Source organism: Aeromonas sp. 75A, assembly GCF_051919425.1.
Classification (GTDB): Bacteria; Pseudomonadota; Gammaproteobacteria; order Enterobacterales; family Aeromonadaceae; genus Aeromonas; species Aeromonas veronii.
Genome location: NZ_JBQBES010000002.1, coordinates 1,088,273 through 1,106,095, shown reverse-complemented (window position 1 = coordinate 1,106,095; position 17,823 = coordinate 1,088,273). Strand labels below are relative to the sequence as shown.

16 protein-coding genes are annotated in these 17,823 nt (G+C 61.5%); 11 read left to right on the top strand and 5 right to left on the bottom strand.

The features are described 5' to 3' along the window. Nucleotides 1-6: 6 nt before the first annotated feature. Both torA and torC read right to left on the bottom strand, forming a co-directional pair. Nucleotides 7-2,499, bottom strand: coding sequence for a trimethylamine-N-oxide reductase TorA (torA, locus tag ACTG2T_RS04930; protein WP_330123990.1), 2,493 nt, complete (start codon nucleotides 2,497-2,499; stop codon nucleotides 7-9). Between the two features lie 27 nt (nucleotides 2,500-2,526). After that, the gene (torC, locus tag ACTG2T_RS04925; protein WP_330123991.1) at nucleotides 2,527-3,693 is read right to left on the bottom strand and encodes a pentaheme c-type cytochrome TorC; all 1,167 of its coding nucleotides are present in this window, start codon (nucleotides 3,691-3,693) and stop codon (nucleotides 2,527-2,529) included. A 145-nt stretch (nucleotides 3,694-3,838) separates the two neighbouring features. Between torC and torR the strand changes: the two genes are divergently transcribed. After that, on the top strand, nucleotides 3,839-4,552 hold the full coding sequence (gene torR, locus ACTG2T_RS04920) for a two-component system response regulator TorR (RefSeq protein WP_042080622.1): 714 nt from the start codon (nucleotides 3,839-3,841) through the stop codon (nucleotides 4,550-4,552). Nucleotides 4,553-4,588: 36 nt separating this feature from the next. Here the strand turns inward: torR and ACTG2T_RS04915 are convergent, their stop codons facing one another. Both ACTG2T_RS04915 and torT read right to left on the bottom strand, forming a co-directional pair. Next, nucleotides 4,589-4,993: a GFA family protein gene (locus ACTG2T_RS04915; protein WP_330123992.1), complete on the bottom strand. Its 405-nt coding sequence runs from the start codon at nucleotides 4,991-4,993 to the stop codon at nucleotides 4,589-4,591. Nucleotides 4,994-5,030: 37 nt separating this feature from the next. Continuing rightward, nucleotides 5,031-6,077, bottom strand: coding sequence for a TMAO reductase system periplasmic protein TorT (gene torT / locus ACTG2T_RS04910; RefSeq protein ID WP_330123993.1), 1,047 nt, complete (start codon nucleotides 6,075-6,077; stop codon nucleotides 5,031-5,033). Nucleotides 6,078-6,147: 70 nt separating this feature from the next. Between torT and torS the strand changes: the two genes are divergently transcribed. Further along, nucleotides 6,148-8,973 carry a TMAO reductase system sensor histidine kinase/response regulator TorS gene (gene torS, locus ACTG2T_RS04905; protein ID WP_330123994.1) on the top strand — a complete coding sequence of 942 codons (2,826 nt, stop codon included), beginning with the start codon at nucleotides 6,148-6,150 and terminating at the stop codon, nucleotides 8,971-8,973. A 52-nt stretch (nucleotides 8,974-9,025) separates the two neighbouring features. Here the strand turns inward: torS and ACTG2T_RS04900 are convergent, their stop codons facing one another. Beyond that, a complete protein-coding gene (locus ACTG2T_RS04900) occupies nucleotides 9,026-9,310 on the bottom strand; it encodes a hypothetical protein (RefSeq protein ID WP_100646668.1) in 285 nt (94 codons plus the stop codon). A gap of 324 nt (nucleotides 9,311-9,634) precedes the next feature. On the opposite strand from ACTG2T_RS04900, the gene glyA reads away from it, so the two are divergent. The 9 genes from glyA to ACTG2T_RS04855 all read left to right on the top strand — a co-directional run bounded on the left by glyA (nucleotide 9,635) and on the right by ACTG2T_RS04855 (nucleotide 17,353). Further along, nucleotides 9,635-10,888 carry a serine hydroxymethyltransferase gene (gene glyA, locus ACTG2T_RS04895; protein WP_159162994.1) on the top strand — a complete coding sequence of 418 codons (1,254 nt, stop codon included), beginning with the start codon at nucleotides 9,635-9,637 and terminating at the stop codon, nucleotides 10,886-10,888. Nucleotides 10,889-11,038: 150 nt separating this feature from the next. Further along, nucleotides 11,039-11,488, top strand: coding sequence for a transcriptional regulator NrdR (nrdR, locus tag ACTG2T_RS04890; RefSeq protein ID WP_005338880.1), 450 nt, complete (start codon nucleotides 11,039-11,041; stop codon nucleotides 11,486-11,488). A gap of 104 nt (nucleotides 11,489-11,592) precedes the next feature. After that, complete coding sequence (gene ribD, locus ACTG2T_RS04885) at nucleotides 11,593-12,702, top strand: bifunctional diaminohydroxyphosphoribosylaminopyrimidine deaminase/5-amino-6-(5-phosphoribosylamino)uracil reductase RibD (protein WP_330123995.1); 1,110 nt, start codon at nucleotides 11,593-11,595, stop codon at nucleotides 12,700-12,702. Between the two features lie 55 nt (nucleotides 12,703-12,757). Next, complete coding sequence (locus ACTG2T_RS04880; RefSeq protein WP_201952517.1) at nucleotides 12,758-13,411, top strand: riboflavin synthase; 654 nt, start codon at nucleotides 12,758-12,760, stop codon at nucleotides 13,409-13,411. A gap of 149 nt (nucleotides 13,412-13,560) precedes the next feature. After that, entirely contained in the window at nucleotides 13,561-14,670 is a 1,110-nt protein-coding gene (ribBA, locus tag ACTG2T_RS04875) for a bifunctional 3,4-dihydroxy-2-butanone-4-phosphate synthase/GTP cyclohydrolase II (protein ID WP_265774469.1), read from the top strand. 276 nt (nucleotides 14,671-14,946) lie between these two features. Then, a complete protein-coding gene (gene ribH / locus ACTG2T_RS04870; RefSeq protein ID WP_005338866.1) occupies nucleotides 14,947-15,417 on the top strand; it encodes a 6,7-dimethyl-8-ribityllumazine synthase in 471 nt (156 codons plus the stop codon). Nucleotides 15,418-15,431: 14 nt separating this feature from the next. Further along, on the top strand, nucleotides 15,432-15,845 hold the full coding sequence (gene nusB, locus ACTG2T_RS04865; RefSeq protein ID WP_005343514.1) for a transcription antitermination factor NusB: 414 nt from the start codon (nucleotides 15,432-15,434) through the stop codon (nucleotides 15,843-15,845). A gap of 57 nt (nucleotides 15,846-15,902) precedes the next feature. Beyond that, nucleotides 15,903-16,862: a thiamine-phosphate kinase gene (gene thiL, locus ACTG2T_RS04860; RefSeq protein WP_026034998.1), complete on the top strand. Its 960-nt coding sequence runs from the start codon at nucleotides 15,903-15,905 to the stop codon at nucleotides 16,860-16,862. Next, a complete protein-coding gene (locus ACTG2T_RS04855) occupies nucleotides 16,859-17,353 on the top strand; it encodes a phosphatidylglycerophosphatase A family protein (protein ID WP_151286983.1) in 495 nt (164 codons plus the stop codon). The genes thiL and ACTG2T_RS04855 overlap by 4 nt, the downstream gene beginning before the upstream one ends. Nucleotides 17,354-17,823 lie beyond the last annotated feature (470 nt).

Here is a 17,823-nt window from a genome sequence, read left to right as displayed (position 1 = left end):
TTGGGGTCAGAGTGCCGGGAACATGGGGTCGATGCCCTTGGCCGATTCCGGCGCGCCGAAGGCAGTGACTGCCGGTGCCTGCCCGCGGAACTTCTCGATCTCCACCAGCGCGGTATGGGCCGTGGTGGCCTGCGCCAGGCTGGAAGAGCCGATGTCGGCGGTCAGCACGTTGGGATCGCCGTAGGTACAGAGAGTCCCCACCTTGCCACCCTCTAGCGGGCCATACCAGGCACCTTCCTGAATGCGCACCACGCCGGGGGCGTAATCATCGCTCACCACCAGACCAGCCAATACCTGACCGCGGCCGTTGAACACCCGCACCAGATCGCCGTCCTTGAGGCCGCGGGATTTGGCATCCTGCGGATTCATGTAGACAGGTTCGCGACCCTGCACCGTGTAGGTGGCGCGGTAGTTGTCGGAGGAGCAGAGCTGGCTGTGCAGCCGCTTGTCCGGGTGGCAGGATTGCAGGTGCAGCGGGTACTGTTTGCTGCCCGGCCCGCCGTGGGAGCGCTCGTAGGGCTCGATCCAGACCGGATGGCCCGGGCAATCCCCATAGCCGTAGTCGGCGATGGTCTTGGAGTAGATCTCGATAAGGCCAGACGGGGTGCCCAGCGGCTCCAGATCCGGCTCCTGACGGAACGACTCGTGGCGCACCCAGGGTTGGCCCGCCGGGAAGGTGACGAAGCCCTCGCCGTGCCAGAACTGGCTGAAACGGGGCAGACGAATGCCGATGCCGCGGCCCTGCAGGCGGGCGTCGTCATAGATGCTCTGGATCCACTCCAGCTTGCTCTTGCCACCGGTGAACTCGGCCTCACGACCGAAGCGACGGCAGAGGTCGGCGAAGATGTCGTAGTCATCGCGCGCCTCGAACAGCGGCTCCATCACCTTGTACATGGCCAGAATGCCCGCGTTGGAATGAGAACCCCACTGCTCGATGTCATCCCGCTCATAAGTGGTGGTGGCGGGCAGCACGATATCGGCGAAGCGGCAGCTGGCGGTCCACTGGTGATCGATGCTGACCACGGTTTCCAGCTTGCGCCAGGCGGCAACCATCTTGTTGCGATCCTGCTGGTGGTGGAACGGGTTGTTGCCGCAGAACACCGCCATCTTCATGTGGGGGTAGGTGATGGTCTGGCCGTTGAAGGCGATCTGCTTGCCCGGATTGAGGATGCAGTCGACGAAACGTGCCACCGGAATGAATTTGGAGTAGCCCTTCCAGTCGCCATCATGGATCGGCTTGACCCCGGGAATGACCGAGCTGAAACCGGACATGATGGGGCCGCTGGAGGTGATGGTGCCCGCCCCGTTGTAGTGCCAGCCAAAGCCGTAACCGCCCCCCGGCAGGCCGATCTGGCCAATCATCGAGGCCAGAACCACCAACATCCAGGCGTACTGTTCGCCGTGGTGCATGCGCTGCACGCACCAGCCGCCGATAAGCTGGGTGCGGCCGCTGCTCATGGTGCGGGCCAGCTCGCGGATGGTCTCGGCTGGTACGCCACAGATGGCGGCGGCCCACTCGGCGTCCTTCACCTGACCATCGCTGGTGCCCAGCAGGTAGGGCAGGAACTTGTCAAAACCGGTGGTGTAGTTCTTCAGGAACGCCTCGTCGTGGCGCTTCTCGCTGTAGAGGGTGTGGGCGATGCCCAGCATCAGCGGTACGTCGGTCTGCGGATTCAGGGTCACCTGATCGCAATTGAGGTACTTCTGGGTCTTGGATTTGACCGGATCGACACTGATCACCCGGATCTCGCCCTTGGCCACCTTCTCTTTCAGCTGTGCCCAGTAGTCGTAGACGCTGTGATCCGGCACCAGCCAGCCCACCTGCAGGTTCTTGATGGGATCCGAGCCCCAGATAACGATGGTTTTGCTGTGCTCCAGCACCAGCGGCCAGGAGGTCTGCTGCTCATACACCTCCATGGCGCCCGCCACGTGGGGCAGGATCACCTGGGCGGCACCGGTGGAGTAGTCACCGGCCTTGGCCAGATAGGTGCCGTGCAGGTTCATGGCACGCCCCAACATGGCGCCAGCAGAGTGCAGCTTGCCCACCGACTGCCAGCCGGAGTGACCGGCATAGAGGGCGCTCGGGCCATAGGTCTTCTGCACCCGCTCCAGCTCGTGATAGAAGAAGTCCAGCGCCTGGGACCAGGTGACCCGCACGAAGCGGTTCTGGCCGCGTTCGCTGGTGTCGGACTGGTGGCCCTTGCGCAGCCAGTCCAGCCGCACCATGGGGTAGCGGATGCGGGAGGGGTTGTAGACCACTTCACTCAAGGCTTTGAGCATGTCGGTGGGGTGCTTGTCATGCTCGAACGGCAGGGTCTCGACCCAGCGGCCATCGACCACCCGGGCACGGAAGGCGCCCCAGTGGGAGCCGGACTGCACCAGCTTGTCGCCAGACTCGGCGGCCATCACGGCGCGACCGAGCAGGGAGGGGCCAATCAGGGCAGAGGCACCGCTGGCCAGCAAGCCACCCAAAAAACCACGACGGGAAATATTGATCATCTTGTTATTCCTCTTTCGAATCCGGACTTAGTGGCTGCCCTGACCACCGGTATCGGCGGCATGGTTTTGCAGGTATTTGAGCAGGGTGCGCTCCTCTTCCTTGCTCAGGCGATAGTAGGCAGACATCGCCTTGAGCCCCGAGATCCAGCCGTTGGCAGTGAAGTGAGCGGGATCCGGCGCGCCGTGGCAGGAGTTGCAGGTGGATTTGTACATCTCGCCGGCGTAATCCCAGATCGGCTTGAGCGAGGACTCAAAGCCCTTTCCATCGACCCAGGCCTGCACCTGAACCTGCTCCCACTTGATATGGGTGGCGCTGTCGGTCTCCTGTTTGAGCACTTTCTCGTTCGCTTTCAGTTCGTCACGGATGGTGGCGACGAAGACCCGCTTGCCCATGTATTCGCTCAGCACCCGCCCCTTGCCATCGCTCTCGCGCCACCCTTCGATGGTCACCTTGAGGCGATCGCCGCTGCGGTCCACCACGTCGATACGGGAGGCGGGCAGCAGTTTGCCGACCGGGTCGGTGCTCTGTTCGCTGGCATAGAGATCTTTTTCACCCAGGTTGTAGAGGGTCTCGGCGGCTGGCGCCTCTTGCGCGTCGTTGACCAGGGTGGCGTAAGTGGCCCGGAAGCCGCCCGCCATGTTGGGCAGTTCGTGGGCGATGCCCTTGTGGCACTCGATGCAGTTCATGTTCTTCGCCGCCGCATCTTTCATCGCCAGCGCAGCCGCCGGGGACTGCTTGGCGTGATCCATGTTGTCGTAGCTGTGGCAGGACTTGCAGGTCTTGGAGTTCTGGCTGCTCATCCGCGCCCACACCTTCTCGGCCAGATGCAGGCGCCGGTCCTCGAACTTCTCCTGGGTGTCGATGCTGTGGCCTATGTACTCCTGATAGAGGTCGTTGGCCGCCTCCATCTTGCGGGCCACCTTGCCGACGAAATCTTTCGGCTGATGACAGTCGGTACAGACCGCCTGTACCCCTGAGGCATTCTTGAAGTGGATGGACTCCTTGTACTCCGGATAGACGGTGTCTTTCATGGAGTGGCAGGAGATACAGAATTCGAGGCTGCTGGTTTTCTCAAAGCCATAGTGCAGGCCGACGGTGCCCGCGAGGGTGACGCCGACGCCCACCAGAAGCAGCGCCAGTACCGACCAGCGACGGCTGGGGGTGCGCAGGAAGTGCCACAGTTTTTTCATCATGCTCTCTCACATCACTTTTTTGATGGGAGCCATGATAGGGAGGCGTTGTGAACAGGGCTGCCGCCACAAATTAATGAAATAGGGGTATTTATGACAAAATGTGAATAGAATAATCCTCCCTTGTCGACCATCGTGAACCCTGCCCATGAGCTACCACATTCTGGTTGTTGAAGATGACGCGGTTACCCGCGAGAAGCTGACCGGCTATTTCGAGCGGGAGGGCTATCGGGTGACGGCGGTCGAAAATGGCCAGGAGATGCGCGCCGTGCTGGCGGAACAGACGGTCGATCTGGTGATGCTGGATATCAACCTGCCGGGGGAAGATGGTCTGCTGCTGACCCGTGAACTGCGGGCGCGCAGCACGGTGGGGATCATTCTGGTCACCGGCCGCAGTGATGCGGTAGACCGGATAGTCGGCCTCGAGATGGGGGCCGATGACTATGTCACCAAGCCGTTCGAGCTCAGGGAACTGCTGGTGCGGGTCAAGAATCTGCTGTGGCGGATCTCGCTGGCGGCCGCCGCGCCGAGCGAGCCTGCGGTGGCTGACGATGCGGTGCGCTTTGGCCCCTGGCGTTTTGATATTCCCCGCCGCCAGCTCAGCAAGGACGGAGTGCCGGTGCGTCTGACCAAGGCGGAATATGAAGTGCTGGTGGCCTTTGTCGCCCATGCCGGACGGGTGCTCAGTCGGGAGCGGATCCTGACCCTCATCAGCCATCGCGGCGATGGCCCGAGCGATCGCACCATAGACGTGTTGATCCGGCGGCTGCGCGGCAAGATGGAAGCGGATCCGCGGGATCCCCAGCTGTTTGTCACCGTCCATGGTGAAGGCTATCTGTTTGCCGGCGAGATAGCCTCCTGAGCCCGTTACGGTGGCCTTGACCTGTTTGACCGGGTATCAGACCGGCGGGCGGGTATCAAATTGCGGGCAGTCGTCGCCAATCTGGTGCCAGGGCGCCTTGGAGCCGACAAAGATGTGAAACGCGGGTCGCTGGCTCGGCACGTCGTCCAGTACCCCCAACCGCAGATTGATCTTGCCGCTGCTGATCTTCTGGCTGAACAGGCTGGAGCCGCAGTGACGACAGAAGGCGAGGGTGGTCTCTGCCGATTTCCGGTAGCGGCCGATGGCCTCTTCTCCCTTCACTATGCTGACCTTGCTGCCATCCAGTCCGCCAACCGAGGCGTAATCTCCCCCTGAAAACTTGCGACATTCGCTGCAGTGGCAGTTCCCCATATAGTCGAACTGATCCGGCAGGGTCAGGGCGACGGCGCCGCACAGGCAGCTGGCATGTAACTCTTTCATCTCTTCTCCTTGAGTGTGCTAATCGGATTTGGAACGGCTATTCGACCCGATAGACGGGGCGAAAAGCGCCATCCGAGAGGGAATCGGCGGGGTTGGCCAGCGGGGCAGACAGCGTCAGAATGGGTGGCCCCATCACCCGAGGGCACTGCTCGGCATTGGCATCAGGGTGTTGTAGCAGGCAGACCGCCTGAGCCACCGCAAGGCGCCCCTGCAGCCGCATCTGATCGCTGTTGGCGGCGAGGATCTTGCCCCGGCGCAGGCCCCGCTGTACCCCGTGGCTGAAGTAGGTGCTCAGCACCTGGGGCCTGTCAAGATGGCGCTGCGCCAGCTCGTTGACGGCCACTTCGGCGGCGATGGCGCCCCCCACCAGATAGTCGAGGTCGGGATAGTGGGCCAGAGTTTGCTGCACCAGCGTGCGCTGGATTTCCCGGCTGTTGTCGCCGCGTTCGGTGGTGACCAGCTTGATGGCGCTCCCCTTGATGGCATCGGCAAAGCCCGGCTCGACGAAGTTGTTGCCGCCGCTTGCCTGCGGGCCGGGGAAGAGGGCGACCGAGACCGGCTTGCTGCCGGCGGGGTGACGCTGCGCCAGCCAGTGGCCGATTTGCCAGCCCATCTGGTACCAGGAGACCCCCACCTTCGCCTGCACCAGACCGCTGGGCAGATCGTTGACCAGTCCAAAGAGCGGCAGCGGCGTGGCCTTGATGGCCTCGCGCAGGCCCTGATAGCTCACCGCGCCGAGCAAGATGGCATCGCTTCCTTCCTGCACGCAGCGTTGCAACTGCTGGCGCTGCTCGGCGAGGGCGCCGTACCCCCCCGCTTCGTGGATCTGCAACTTGACTCCCAGCCGCTTCGCCTCGTCAACCATGCCCTGATTGACCGAAAGCCAGTAGGCGTCGCGCAGATGGGGGTAGAGGGCACAGAGGGTCAGCGGTTTGGTTGCCGCTGCGGGTTCCGGCCACTGCTGGCGCACCGGCTGGCCGCTGAATTCGCCGCCGCGCCAGATATCGACCGCAAAGGCGAGGGCGGCGCGGGGAAGCATTAGCAACCAGATCAGCAACAACGGGGAGAGATAGACGCTTCGCATGGCCAGGGGTTTTGTTAAAGTGTTGGGCCATATTATCCGGTCAAAGCCGACCACAACCAAGGGACTTCCCGTGAGAATCTTTTCCGGCCTGGGTGGCAAGTTGCTGCTGGCCTTCTCCCTGATGGCGTTGCTGACCCTGAGTGCCTCCCTGCTGGGCTGGGTGGGGCTTAGCCATCTGCGCCAGCTGGAGCAAGGGGTGCAGCAGACTCTGGCCGATCAGGAGCTGGCCCGCACGCTCTCTCGCCTCAGCGGCGAGATCCAGAGCGCGTCTCGGCTGCTGGCCACCGCAACCAGCGAGCAGGAGCGGGAGCATCAGGGGCGCTTGCTCACTCTGCAGGGGCAACAGTTGCAGCAGGTACTGGCACAACTTGGCCGTGGGCAGGGTTCAACAAGCCTCGATCAGCTCAGCCAGAGCATTATTGGTAATCTGGGTCAGCAGGGCTGGCTGGTGGGAGAGCGACTGACCCTGATGGCGCAGGGGGAGGCGCAGCGGGCCCGTCTGGTGGCGGCGGCTGGGCAGATCGCCGAGCTGGCGAGAAGCCAGATGGAGAACGCCGAAACCGTGATGGTGGCGGGGTTGGGTTCCCTCTACCAACAGCAAGGTGCGCAGGCGACCCGGACGTTGGACCGCCTGCTGGAGCAGGATCTTGACTGGCTGGAGCAGATGACCGAGCTGCGTCATCGTACCCTGATGCAGCAGCAGCGCATCGAGGAGATGTGGCGCAGCGAACGACAGGAACAGTTGCAAACGCTATTGCAAGAGGGGCTGCGGGAGCTGGCCATCTTGCAACTGCGGGCCGGGGCTGTGACCGACCCGGCCCGCCGGCAGGCGGTGGAACAGGCGCTGACCGTGCTGGCACAGAGCGACAAGCTGGTGCAACTGCGCAGCGACTGGCTCGGCAAGGGGGAGGCGCTGCGGGTGCTGGCCAATGCCAATGAAGCTCTGATGAGCAGTCTCAACCAGCAGGTCGGAGAGCTGGTCAGCCGTGCCCGCGATTCGCTGGGGCAGAGCCAGCAGGCGCTAAGCCAGCGCCTCAGGCTGCTGGAGCAGGCGTTGATGGCCATTGGCCTGCTCACCCTGCTACTACTGATGCTGCTGATGTGGCGTATGGTCTATGGCCGGATCGTCTGGCCGCTGCAACGGGCGGTGGCGGGGATGAGCCGGTTGGCGCGCGGGGATCTGGCCCATCTTGAGCCTATCGCCAGTACCGGGCGCGATGAGCTGGCGGAGCTGGGGCGGGCCTTGCAGGTGTTTCGTGACAATGCGGTGGAGCTGGGCCGCTATCAGCGCGAGCTGGAGTCGCGGGTCGAGGAGCGCACCGGCCAGCTCAGCCACGCCAACGAGCGCCTCAATGAGGAGGTGGAGAAGCAGCGGCAGGCCCGCGCCGAGGCCGAGCAGGCCAACCGGGCCAAGTCGGTGTTTCTCGCCACCATGAGCCACGAGATCCGCACCCCCATGAACGGTATTCTGGGCGGTCTGACGCTGCTGGAAGATACCCACCTGAGCGATACCCAGCAGCGCTATCTGGCCGCCATCGAGCACAGTGGCGAATCCCTGCTGGAGATCCTCAACGACATTCTCGACTACTCCAAGATAGAGGCGGGCCATGTGGAGGCGCGCCGCGAACCCTTCCCCCTGTTCCAGCTGGTGGATGAGCTCAGCTCGCTGTTCCGGCCAAAGGCTGCGGCCAAGGGGGTCACTCTGGCGCTGGAATATGCGCCCGGGCTGGCGCCTGTGGTCGAGGGGGATCTGGGCAAGCTGCGCCAGGTGCTCGGCAACTTGCTCGGCAATGCGGTCAAGTTTATCGCCCGTGGCCAGATTACCCTGACGGTGGCGCCTCTTGCCTGCCAAGGCCCTTGCGCCGAGCCCTGCATCCGCTTCGTGGTGCGCGATACCGGCCCCGGCATTCCTGCCGATGAGCAGGAGGCGGTGTTCGAGGCGTTTCGCCAGCGCAAGCGCGATATAGGCCATCAGGGCGGCACCGGGTTGGGACTGGCGATCAGTCGCAAGCTGGTGGCCGCCATGGGGGGCGAGCTTATCCTTGCCAGCGAACCGGGCAAGGGGTGTGAATTCAGCTTCAGCCTGCCCTTGCAACGCTCGAGTGCCCAGCTGCCTGCCGAGGCGCAACCGCTGCACCTTGGCCAGTCCCGTGACATCCTGCTGGTGGAGGATAACGAGATCAACCGGCTGGTGGCGCACGGCATGCTGACCCGCCTCGGCCATCGCGTCACCCTGGCGGAGGATGGTCGCAGCGCACTGGCGCTGGTGACCGAGCGTCCCTTCGAGCTGGCGCTGCTCGATATCAATCTGCCCGATATGGACGGCATGACCCTGCGCGAGGATCTGGCAGCCATCAGCGAGGAGATGCATGAGCGGCCGCTGCCCGCCATCGCCATCTCGGCCCAGATGTATCCGGAGGATATCCGCCACTGCCTTGCCGCCGGGTTTGTCGATTTTGTCGGCAAGCCGGTGCGGCTGGCGGTGCTGGCGAACGCCATAGATCAACTATTTCGACAAGAAGGGGCCTCTATCGAGCCGCAGGTGCAGTTATCAGTAGCCGTGCCCCCAATTAACCAGCCCGGGTGGGCCAATCCGGTACTGGATGCCGATCTGCCCCTGCTCGGCATGGCGCGGATCCGCCAGCTGGTCGCGCTGTTTGAGTCGCAAGGGCGGGTGTTGGTAGATAAGTTGGCTCAGGGTGAGGGAAGTGAGCAACGTCAGCTGGCGCACAAGCTCAAGGGGAGTGCGCTGGCGCTTGGGTTGACCGAATTTGCCAGCCACTGTGCGGCTCTTGAGGCGGGAGGCGGGGAGCCTGCGACAATCGGGGCGCAATTTGACGCGGCGGTGAGCGGGTTGCAGCAGTGGCTGGCGGCCAACAGGGATGCGCCGTTCTGATCCCTGCTGGCGATGTACAACGTTCATAGGGGGTGGCCAGTCCCTGCGCCGTTTATTCGATCTCCCGAAATAGCACCTGCTTGCACTTGGCACAGACCCATTCCCGGCGAAAATCGGTCAGGTGCACCATGCCTACCTCCAGCAACTCGTGGTGGCCGCAGTGATAACAGAAGATGATGTCGCCATCGACTGATTCAGGGTGGGCCGCCAGATATTCGGCTTTGGTGGGGAGCTGCTCCCACGAGGTGGTGGGGAGATGTTTGCGTTGGCTGGTGTAGTAGACCCAGTAGAACAGAAAAAAGACAGCCAGGATCACGAATGTCAGCAGATGGTCCATCTTGAACTCCTCCGGTTAGGTGCAGCCCCTCGGATGCATGGCTGCAATCAGCTCCATCATCATTAAATTTGTTTCGAATGAATATGTTACTGGATGGATAAAGAGGGCGTTGTGATCCCCTTCGGGTTTTGCCCGTCCGCAGCGGGATGAAAAATGTGCCGTTTGGCGGAGCGGCCAGGGTATTGAACGGGGAGGGAATCTTGCTTTTTACAACATAAATTCAACATTTTTTTAGGTGGTTGGACTGTCTCTTTGATCCAGCTCACGTTACAATGCCCGCGCCCACTTCACCTAACGCGCAAACGATTTTCAGGAGAGAAACGGATGTTGAAACGTGACATGACCATCGCCAATTATGATCCGCAATTGTGGCAGGCCATCACAGACGAAACCCGTCGTCAGGAAGAGCATATCGAGCTGATTGCGTCTGAGAACTACACCAGCCCCCGTGTCATGGAAGCCCAGGGCTCCCAGCTGACCAACAAGTACGCCGAAGGTTACCCCTCCAAGCGTTACTACGGTGGTTGCGAGTATGTGGATGTGGTCGAAACCCTGGCTATCGAGCGCGCCAAAGAGCTGTTCGGTGCCACTTACGCCAACGTGCAGCCGCACTCCGGCTCTCAGGCCAACAGCGCCGTTTACATGGCTCTGCTGCAGCCGGGCGACACCGTACTGGGCATGAACCTGGCACACGGCGGTCACCTGACCCACGGCTCTCCGGTCAACTTCTCCGGCAAGCTGTACAACATTGTGCCTTACGGTATCGATGAGTCCGGCAAGATCGACTACGACGACATGGAACGTCAGGCTGTCGAGCACAAGCCGAAGATGATGATCGGTGGCTTCTCCGCCTACTCCGGCATCGTTGACTGGGCCCGCATGCGCGAAATCGCCGACAAGGTCGGTGCTTACCTGTTCGTCGACATGGCTCACGTGGCGGGTCTGATTGCCGCTGGCGTCTACCCGAACCCGGTTCCCCACGCTCACGTGGTCACCTCCACCACCCACAAGACCCTGGCCGGTCCGCGCGGTGGTCTGATCCTCTCCGCCGCTGACGACGAGGAGCTCTACAAGAAGCTCAACTCTGCCGTCTTCCCAGGTGGTCAGGGTGGCCCACTGATGCACGTTATTGCCGGTAAAGCCGTTGCCTTCAAAGAGGCGCTGGAGCCGGAGTTCAAGACCTATCAGGCTCAGGTTGTCAAGAACGCCAAGGCGATGGCTGCCACCTTTATCGAGCGCGGTTACAAGATCGTCTCCGGCGGTACCGACAACCATCTGATGCTGGTTGACCTGATCGGCCGCGAGCTGACCGGTAAGGATGCTGACGCTGCGTTGGGCAAAGCCAACATCACCGTCAACAAGAACTCCGTGCCCAACGACCCGCGCTCCCCGTTCGTCACCTCCGGTGTGCGGATCGGTACCCCGGCCATCACCCGCCGCGGTTTCAAGGAAGCCGAGTCCATCCAGCTGACCCACTGGATCTGCGACGTACTGGACAACCACGACAACGATGCCGTGCTGGCCACCGTGCGTGAGAAGGTGCTGGATATCTGCCGCCGCTTCCCGGTTTATGGCTGATAAGTCAGACCATCCGGTTTGAGACCAATGCCACCTGCGGGTGGCATTGTTTTTTCTGGCTTTTACCGGTTTTGGATGGCCGTGCTACACTGGCCGACCTAGATCCTGGCCCGCCGGGCCGGTCCCTGTTCCATTAACGCCGGAGGTCCGATGCATTGCCCATTCTGTAGTGCGGTTGATACCAAGGTGATCGATTCCCGTTTGGTGGCAGAAGGCCATCAGGTGCGCCGCCGTCGTGAGTGTCTGCTCTGTCACGAGCGTTTTACCACCTTCGAGATGGCCGAGCTGGTGATGCCCCGCGTCATCAAGTCCAACGGCTCCCGCGAGCCGTTCAACGAAGACAAGCTGCGCGCCGGCATCCTGCGGGCGCTGGAGAAGCGGCCGGTGAGCATGGAGGCCATCGAAAAAGCGGTCAACCATATCAAATCCCGCCTGCGTGCCACCGGCGAGCGCGAAGTCGCCTCCGAGCTGGTGGGCAATCTGGTGATGGATGAGCTCAAGAGTCTGGACAAGGTGGCCTATATCCGCTTTGCCTCCGTCTATCGCAGCTTCGAAGATATTCGCGAGTTCGGCGAAGAGATTGCCAAGCTGGAAAAATAAATCTTCCCGGAAGCTGGCTCGATTAGCGAAGCGTCATCGGATGCGGTAACGCAGCCATTACCTGATGCGATACGGCTTGGATGTTGTTGAAAACAGGAGCCCGAATGTTTAGTCAAGATGATTACCAATGGATGAGTCGGGCCCTCGAACTGGCCCGCCGCGGCCGCTACACCACGGCCCCCAACCCCTGCGTCGGCGCCGTGCTGGTCAAAAATGGCGTGGTGGTTGGCGAAGGGTGGCATCAGAAGGCGGGCGAGCCCCATGCCGAGGTCTATGCCCTGCGCGCCGCCGGTGACAACGCCCGTGGCGCTACCGCCTATGTAACCCTCGAACCCTGCTCCCATCACGGTCGTACTCCCCCCTGCGCCGAGGCGCTGATCAATGCTGGCGTAGCGCGGGTGGTGGCGGCCATGGTCGATCCCAATCCCCAGGTGGGCGGGCGTGGCCTGCGGATGCTCTCCGAAGCGGGCATCAAGACCGATTTCGGCCTGCTGGCGAGTGAAGCCGAGGCGCTCAACCCGGGCTTTTTCAAGCGGATGCGTACCGCCTTCCCGCGAGTGACCGTCAAGCTGGGGGCCAGCCTCGATGGCCGCACCGCCATGGCGAGCGGCGAGAGCCAGTGGATCACCTCCCCCGATGCGCGCCGTGACGTGCAGCGGCTGCGGGCCCGCCACGATGCGGTGCTCTCCAGTGCTGAAACCGTGCTGGCTGACGGTGCCTCCTTGATCGTGCGCTGGGACGAGCTGCCCCCCTCGGTCAAGGCGAGTTATCCCAAGGAGACCCTGCGCCAGCCGCTGCGGGTCATCGTCGATTCGCAAAACCGGCTCACCCCGGATCTGCCGCTATTCCAGAGCGAGAGCCCGGTGCTGCTGGCCCGTCACAAGGCGTCCGGCGAGTGGCCCGAGTGGGTGCAGCAGCTGGAGCTGCCGCTGCTGGATGGCAAGCTGGATCTGGTCAGCCTCTTCATGCTGCTGGCCAAGCAGAACGTCAACTCGGTGCTGGTCGAGGCGGGCCCGCGGCTCTGCGGCGCTCTGCTGGAAAAAGGGCTGGTGGATGAGCTGGTGCTCTATCAGGCACCCAAACTGATGGGTGACGAAGGGCGCGGCCTGTTCCATCTGCCGGGCCTGACCCGGCTGTTCCAGGCGCCCAAGCTCGCCATCAAGGACGTGCGCATGGTGGGGCCGGATATTCGCATTACCGCCAAAATAGCCTGATTTATCAATGTTCAAGGGGGTATAATCAGCCCCCGTCATCAGCAAGGTGATCTGCATGTTTACCGGAATTATCGAAGCGGTGGGAACCCTGGCCGAGCTGCGACGTCAGGGCGATGACATGGCCCTCACCGTCCACGCACCAGGTCTGGATTTTAGCGACGTCAAACTGGGCGACTCCATCGCTACCAACGGCGTCTGCCTCACCGTGGTGGCGCTGGGCGACAAGAGTTATACCGCCGACGTGTCGCTGGAAACCCTCTCCCGTACCGGCTTTGCCGCCGCCAGAGTGGGCGATCGGGTCAACCTCGAGAAGGCGCTGATGCCCACCTCCCGCCTCGGCGGCCATCTGGTCTCCGGCCACGTGGACGGGGTCGGGGAGGTGAAAAGCATCTCCAGCAGCGGCCGCGCTATCGAGTACTGGATCAAGGCTCCGGGCGAGCTCTCCCGCTATATCGCCGAGAAGGGATCCATTGCGGTGGATGGCATCAGCCTCACCGTCAACGCGGTGCAGGGGGACCTTTTCCGCCTGACGATCGTGCCCCACACCGCCCAGGAGACCACCATCGCCAGCTGGAAGCCGGGCCACAAGGTCAACCTCGAGGTGGATCAGATCGCCCGCTATCTGGAGCGGCTGATGATGGGGAAAAGTCAGGAGAGCAGCGCCTCGACCCTGACCATGGAGACGCTGGCCAAGGCCGGTTTTCTCTGACGGTGAGCGCTGAATCTGGCCCCCAAAACGATTTTCTGTGATCCCGCTCTGATTGAAATGGAGCCGCTAGCCCCAATCTAGAGCAACATACACTCGCATTTGCGTTGAGCCTGCTGGCTCAACCCCCAAGCACACTGATGGAGTAGCCCATGGCGCTGAGCACAACCCAGGAAATCATTGCCGATATCAAGGCTGGCAAGATGGTGATCCTGATGGATGACGAAGACAGGGAGAACGAAGGGGACCTCATCATGGCCGCTTCCTGCGTCCGTCCGGAGGATATCAACTTCATGGCCCGCTACGGCCGTGGCCTCATCTGCCTGACATTGACCCGGGATCGCTGCAAGCAATTAGCGCTGCCGCTGATGGTGGATCGCAACAATGCCCAGTTCTCCACCGCCTTTACCGTCTCCATCGAGGCGGCAGAAGGGGTGACCACAGGTATCTCCGCCGCCGATCGCGCGGTGACCGTGCAGGCGGCTGTGGCGCCCAACGCCAAGGCGGCCGATCTGGTGCAGCCGGGCCACATCTTCCCGCTGATGGCGCAGGATGGCGGCGTGCTGACCCGTGCCGGCCACACCGAAGCGGGCTGCGATCTGGCCCGTCTGGCCGGTTTCGAGCCTGCCGCCGTCATCGTCGAGATCCTCAATGAAGATGGCACCATGGCGCGCCGTCCTGACCTGGAGATCTTCGCCGAGGAGCACGGCATCAAGCTCGGCACCATCGCCGACCTTATCGAGTACCGCAACCAGCACGAGACCACGGTCGAGAAGGTGGCCGAGTGCAAGCTGCCCACCGAGTTTGGCGAGTTCGACCTCATCACCTTCCGCGACACCATCGACAATCAGGTTCACTTCGCTCTGAAAAAGGGTGAGGTGCAGGCCGACCAGCCGACCCTGGTTCGTGTCCATCTGCACGACGTGCTGAGCGATCTGCTGCTGACCGATCGCCATGCCGCCCGCAGCTGGCCGCTGCCCAAGTCCATGGCTCGCATTGCCGACGAGGGCGGGGTGCTGGTGATCCTGGGGGCGGAAGCCCACGGCGCCGAGCTGCTGGCCCGGGTCAAGGGTTTTGAAGCTGCCGACAAGGGGTTGGCGCCGGAAGGAGCCAAGTGGCAGGGTACTTCGCGTCGGGTGGGCGTTGGCTCCCAGATCCTCAAGGCCCTTGGCGTAAGCAAGATGCGCCTGTTGAGCTCGCCGAAGAAGTACCATGCCCTCGGTGGTTTCGGTCTGGAAGTGGTTGAGTACGTCGGCGAGTAAAGTTCCACCAGAGAAGTACCATCCCCTTCCGGGTGGCTTCGGTCTGGTAGTGGTTGAGTACATCGGCGAGTAAAGTTCTACCAGAGCAGTACCATCCCCTTCCGTGCTGTTTCGGCTTGGAAGTCGTGGAATTTACCGGCGAGTAAGCGCGCCGGACTGGTTAAATCGCGATCATGGCCGTCTATTGCGGCCATGGTTTTTGTCGTGGGTCTGTTGTGCTAGAATGTGCGCACTTTTGACTCCGGCCCTTTTGATTGCACAGATACAGGATTTCCAATGAAGGTTATCGAAGGAAATATCGCCGCTCCTGAGGCGCGCGTTGCTATTGTTGTTGCCCGTTTCAACAGCTTCATCAACGACAGTCTGGTGAACGGCGCGGTGGACGTACTGAAGCGTCAAGGTCAAGTGCAGGACAGCAACCTGACACTGGTAAAAGTGCCGGGCGCGGTTGAAATGCCATTGGTCATCAAGAAGCTGGCCAAGAGTGGTCAATACGATGCCATCGTGGCGGTCGGTACTGTCATCCGTGGCGGCACCTACCACTTCGACCTGGTGGCAAACGAGAACAGCAAGGGCATGGCACAGGTAATGATGGAATATGAAATTCCCGTTGCCTTCGGTGTGTTGACCACTGAAAACATTGAACAAGCCATCGAGCGTGCAGGTACCAAGGCGGGTAACAAGGGTGCAGAGGCTGCACTGGCAGCGCTCGAAATGATCAACGTCCTGAAAGAACTGGACGTGTAACGAGGAGAAGTACATTGAAACCGTCTGAGCGCCGTAAAGCCCGCCATTGCGCCACCCAGGCCATCTACCAGTGGCAGATGACCAAGGCTAACGTGGGTGACATCGAAGAGCAGTTCAAGATCGATCAGGACACCAAGGGTGTAGACCTGAACTATTTCCGCGATCTGCTGTTCGGGGTAGCCCTCCACTGCAGCGAGCTGGACAAGGTGTTTGCACCTTTCCTCTCCCGCCCGCTGGAAGAAGTGGACATGGTGGACAAGGCGATCCTGCGTCTGGCGACCTACGAGCTGACCCGTCGTGATGATGTACCGCCGCGCGTGGTCATCAACGAAGCGATCGAGCTGGCCAAAGCTTTTGCTGCCGATGACAGCCACAAGTTTGTCAACGGTGTACTGGACAAGGTGATCAAATCGCTGAACAAGCGTTGATCCTGCTGTCCGTCAGCATCTAAGAGAGGAGCCAGCTTATTGCTGGCTTTTTACTGTATGGGTGAATTTGAGCTGATTGATAAGTACTTCAAGGTCCCCCACGCCCGCAAGGACGTGGTGATGGGCCCTGGAGATGACTGTGCCCTGCTGACCCTGCCCCCCGATACCCAGCTGGCGGTGAGCACCGACACTCTGGTGAGCGGCGTACACTTCTTTCCCGACATGGATCCGGTGGATCTCGGCTACAAGGCGCTGGCGGTCAATCTCTCCGATCTCGCCGCCATGGGTGCCGAGCCACGCTGGGTGTCGCTGGCGCTGACCCTGCCTGCCATCAACGAAGGTTGGGTTGCCGGTTTTGCCGAAGGGTTTCTGGAGCTGGCCGAGTACTACAACGTGGCGCTGGTGGGCGGAGACATGACCCGCGGGCCGCTCTCCATCACCATCTCGGTGAAGGGGTCGGTGCCTGCCGGTCGCGCCCTGATGCGCAGCGGCGCCAAAGCCGGTGACGGCATCTATGTGACCGGCACTTTGGGAGATGCCGCGCTGGCGCTTTCCCACCTGCTGGGCAAACGCACCCTCAACGAGAACCAGCTGGCCGCGGTGCTGCCACGGCTCGACCACCCCCATCCCCGCATTCTGGCCGGTCAGGCGCTGCGCGGGCTGGCGGGCAGTGCGCTGGATCTCTCCGATGGTCTGGCATCCGATCTCGGCCATATCCTTAAGGCCTCCGGTGTACGGGCCCAGATCGATCTCGATCTGCTGCCGCTCTCGCCGGTGCTGCAGGATGCGGTGAGCGAGCAGGAGGCGTGGCAACTGGCGCTGGCCGGTGGCGATGACTATGAGCTCTGCTTCACCGTACCGGAGGAGCACCGCGGCGCGCTCGATACGGCGCTGGCCCACAGCGGGGTCAAGTTCAGCCGCATCGGCCGCATCGTGGCGGGCGAGCCGGGCATCGACTACCTGCGTGGCGACCAGGCGGTCGAGTTGCAACTGAAAGGGTGGGATCACTTCGCATGAGTTTGTTCAGGATAAAGCCCGAGCTGACACGACTGGATCTGAAAAATCCGCTTCATTTTTTGGCGGTGGGGTTTGGTTCCGGTCTCTCCCCCAAGGCGCCGGGCACCATGGGCACCCTGGCGGCCATTCCGCTCTACCTGCTGGTGAGCGGGCTGCCGACCTATTGGTTTATCGCCCTGCTGGTGGTGGGATTCCTGATCGGTATCCGCATCTGCCAGAGCGCCACCGATGCCATCGGCATGCCGGATCACGGCGCCATCGTCTGGGACGAGGTGATCGGCTTTGGCGTCACCATGATCGCCGCGCCAGCCGGTTGGGAGTGGGTGGTGGCGGGCTTCGCGCTGTTCCGGTTGTTTGATGTGCTCAAGCCCTGGCCCATCTCCTGGTTTGATCGCCGGATCCACGGTGGCCTGGGCATCATGCTGGACGATCTGATCGCCGGCCTGTTCGCCCTGTTTTGTATGCAATTACTGGCATTCTGGCTCGGTTGAGAGCCATCTTCCGGGGGATGACCGTTCTGGCATTCCCCGATTTATATCTGCTTAATTTTCATTCATCGGCATATGCTGCCGTTTATCATCCATTTCACATAAATATTCACTACTCATTCGGGGCTCGTGATTGTTTTGGAAATAGTGATAAATGCTGCTTGTTGCGTTGTTGTTGAAATTAAAGTAATGATACCAATAGAAGTACGGACGCACCGGCCATTTGTGTGATGAATATCATCATTTATCTCTGCCGAATTGGTGGTTATCTGCACAAAACATTGCGGAATTGTATAACTCAATCATTTACACCCGTGGTCAAACCGTCTAAGTTACTCGCGGGTTATTCCAAAAAAATGCAAAAAACCCGCCCGGATCGCTGGTTTCGCTGCCTCATGGATTGAGCAAATATTGCCCAAGGTAACAACCGGCATCTGCGGCTGATTTACGGACGAATTATTTGGGACGGATGT

Bases quoted from the DNA above. Each gene is read 5' to 3' on its own strand.
- torT (WP_330123993.1), bottom strand. From the start codon at position 6,077: ATGCGAAGCGTCTATCTCTCCCCGTTGTTGCTGATCTGGTTGCTAATG.
- torA (WP_330123990.1), bottom strand. From the start codon at position 2,499: ATGATCAATATTTCCCGTCGTGGTTTTTTGGGTGGCTTGCTGGCCAGC.
- thiL (WP_026034998.1), top strand. From the start codon at position 15,903: ATGGGTGAATTTGAGCTGATTGATAAGTACTTCAAGGTCCCCCACGCC.
- ACTG2T_RS04915 (WP_330123992.1), bottom strand. From the start codon at position 4,993: ATGAAAGAGTTACATGCCAGCTGCCTGTGCGGCGCCGTCGCCCTGACC.
- torR (WP_042080622.1), top strand. From the start codon at position 3,839: ATGAGCTACCACATTCTGGTTGTTGAAGATGACGCGGTTACCCGCGAG.
- ACTG2T_RS04880 (WP_201952517.1), top strand. From the start codon at position 12,758: ATGTTTACCGGAATTATCGAAGCGGTGGGAACCCTGGCCGAGCTGCGA.
- glyA (WP_159162994.1), top strand. From the start codon at position 9,635: ATGTTGAAACGTGACATGACCATCGCCAATTATGATCCGCAATTGTGG.
- ribH (WP_005338866.1), top strand. From the start codon at position 14,947: ATGAAGGTTATCGAAGGAAATATCGCCGCTCCTGAGGCGCGCGTTGCT.
- ribD (WP_330123995.1), top strand. From the start codon at position 11,593: ATGTTTAGTCAAGATGATTACCAATGGATGAGTCGGGCCCTCGAACTG.
- ACTG2T_RS04855 (WP_151286983.1), top strand. From the start codon at position 16,859: ATGAGTTTGTTCAGGATAAAGCCCGAGCTGACACGACTGGATCTGAAA.
- ribBA (WP_265774469.1), top strand. From the start codon at position 13,561: ATGGCGCTGAGCACAACCCAGGAAATCATTGCCGATATCAAGGCTGGC.
- ACTG2T_RS04900 (WP_100646668.1), bottom strand. From the start codon at position 9,310: ATGGACCATCTGCTGACATTCGTGATCCTGGCTGTCTTTTTTCTGTTC.
- torC (WP_330123991.1), bottom strand. From the start codon at position 3,693: ATGATGAAAAAACTGTGGCACTTCCTGCGCACCCCCAGCCGTCGCTGG.
- nrdR (WP_005338880.1), top strand. From the start codon at position 11,039: ATGCATTGCCCATTCTGTAGTGCGGTTGATACCAAGGTGATCGATTCC.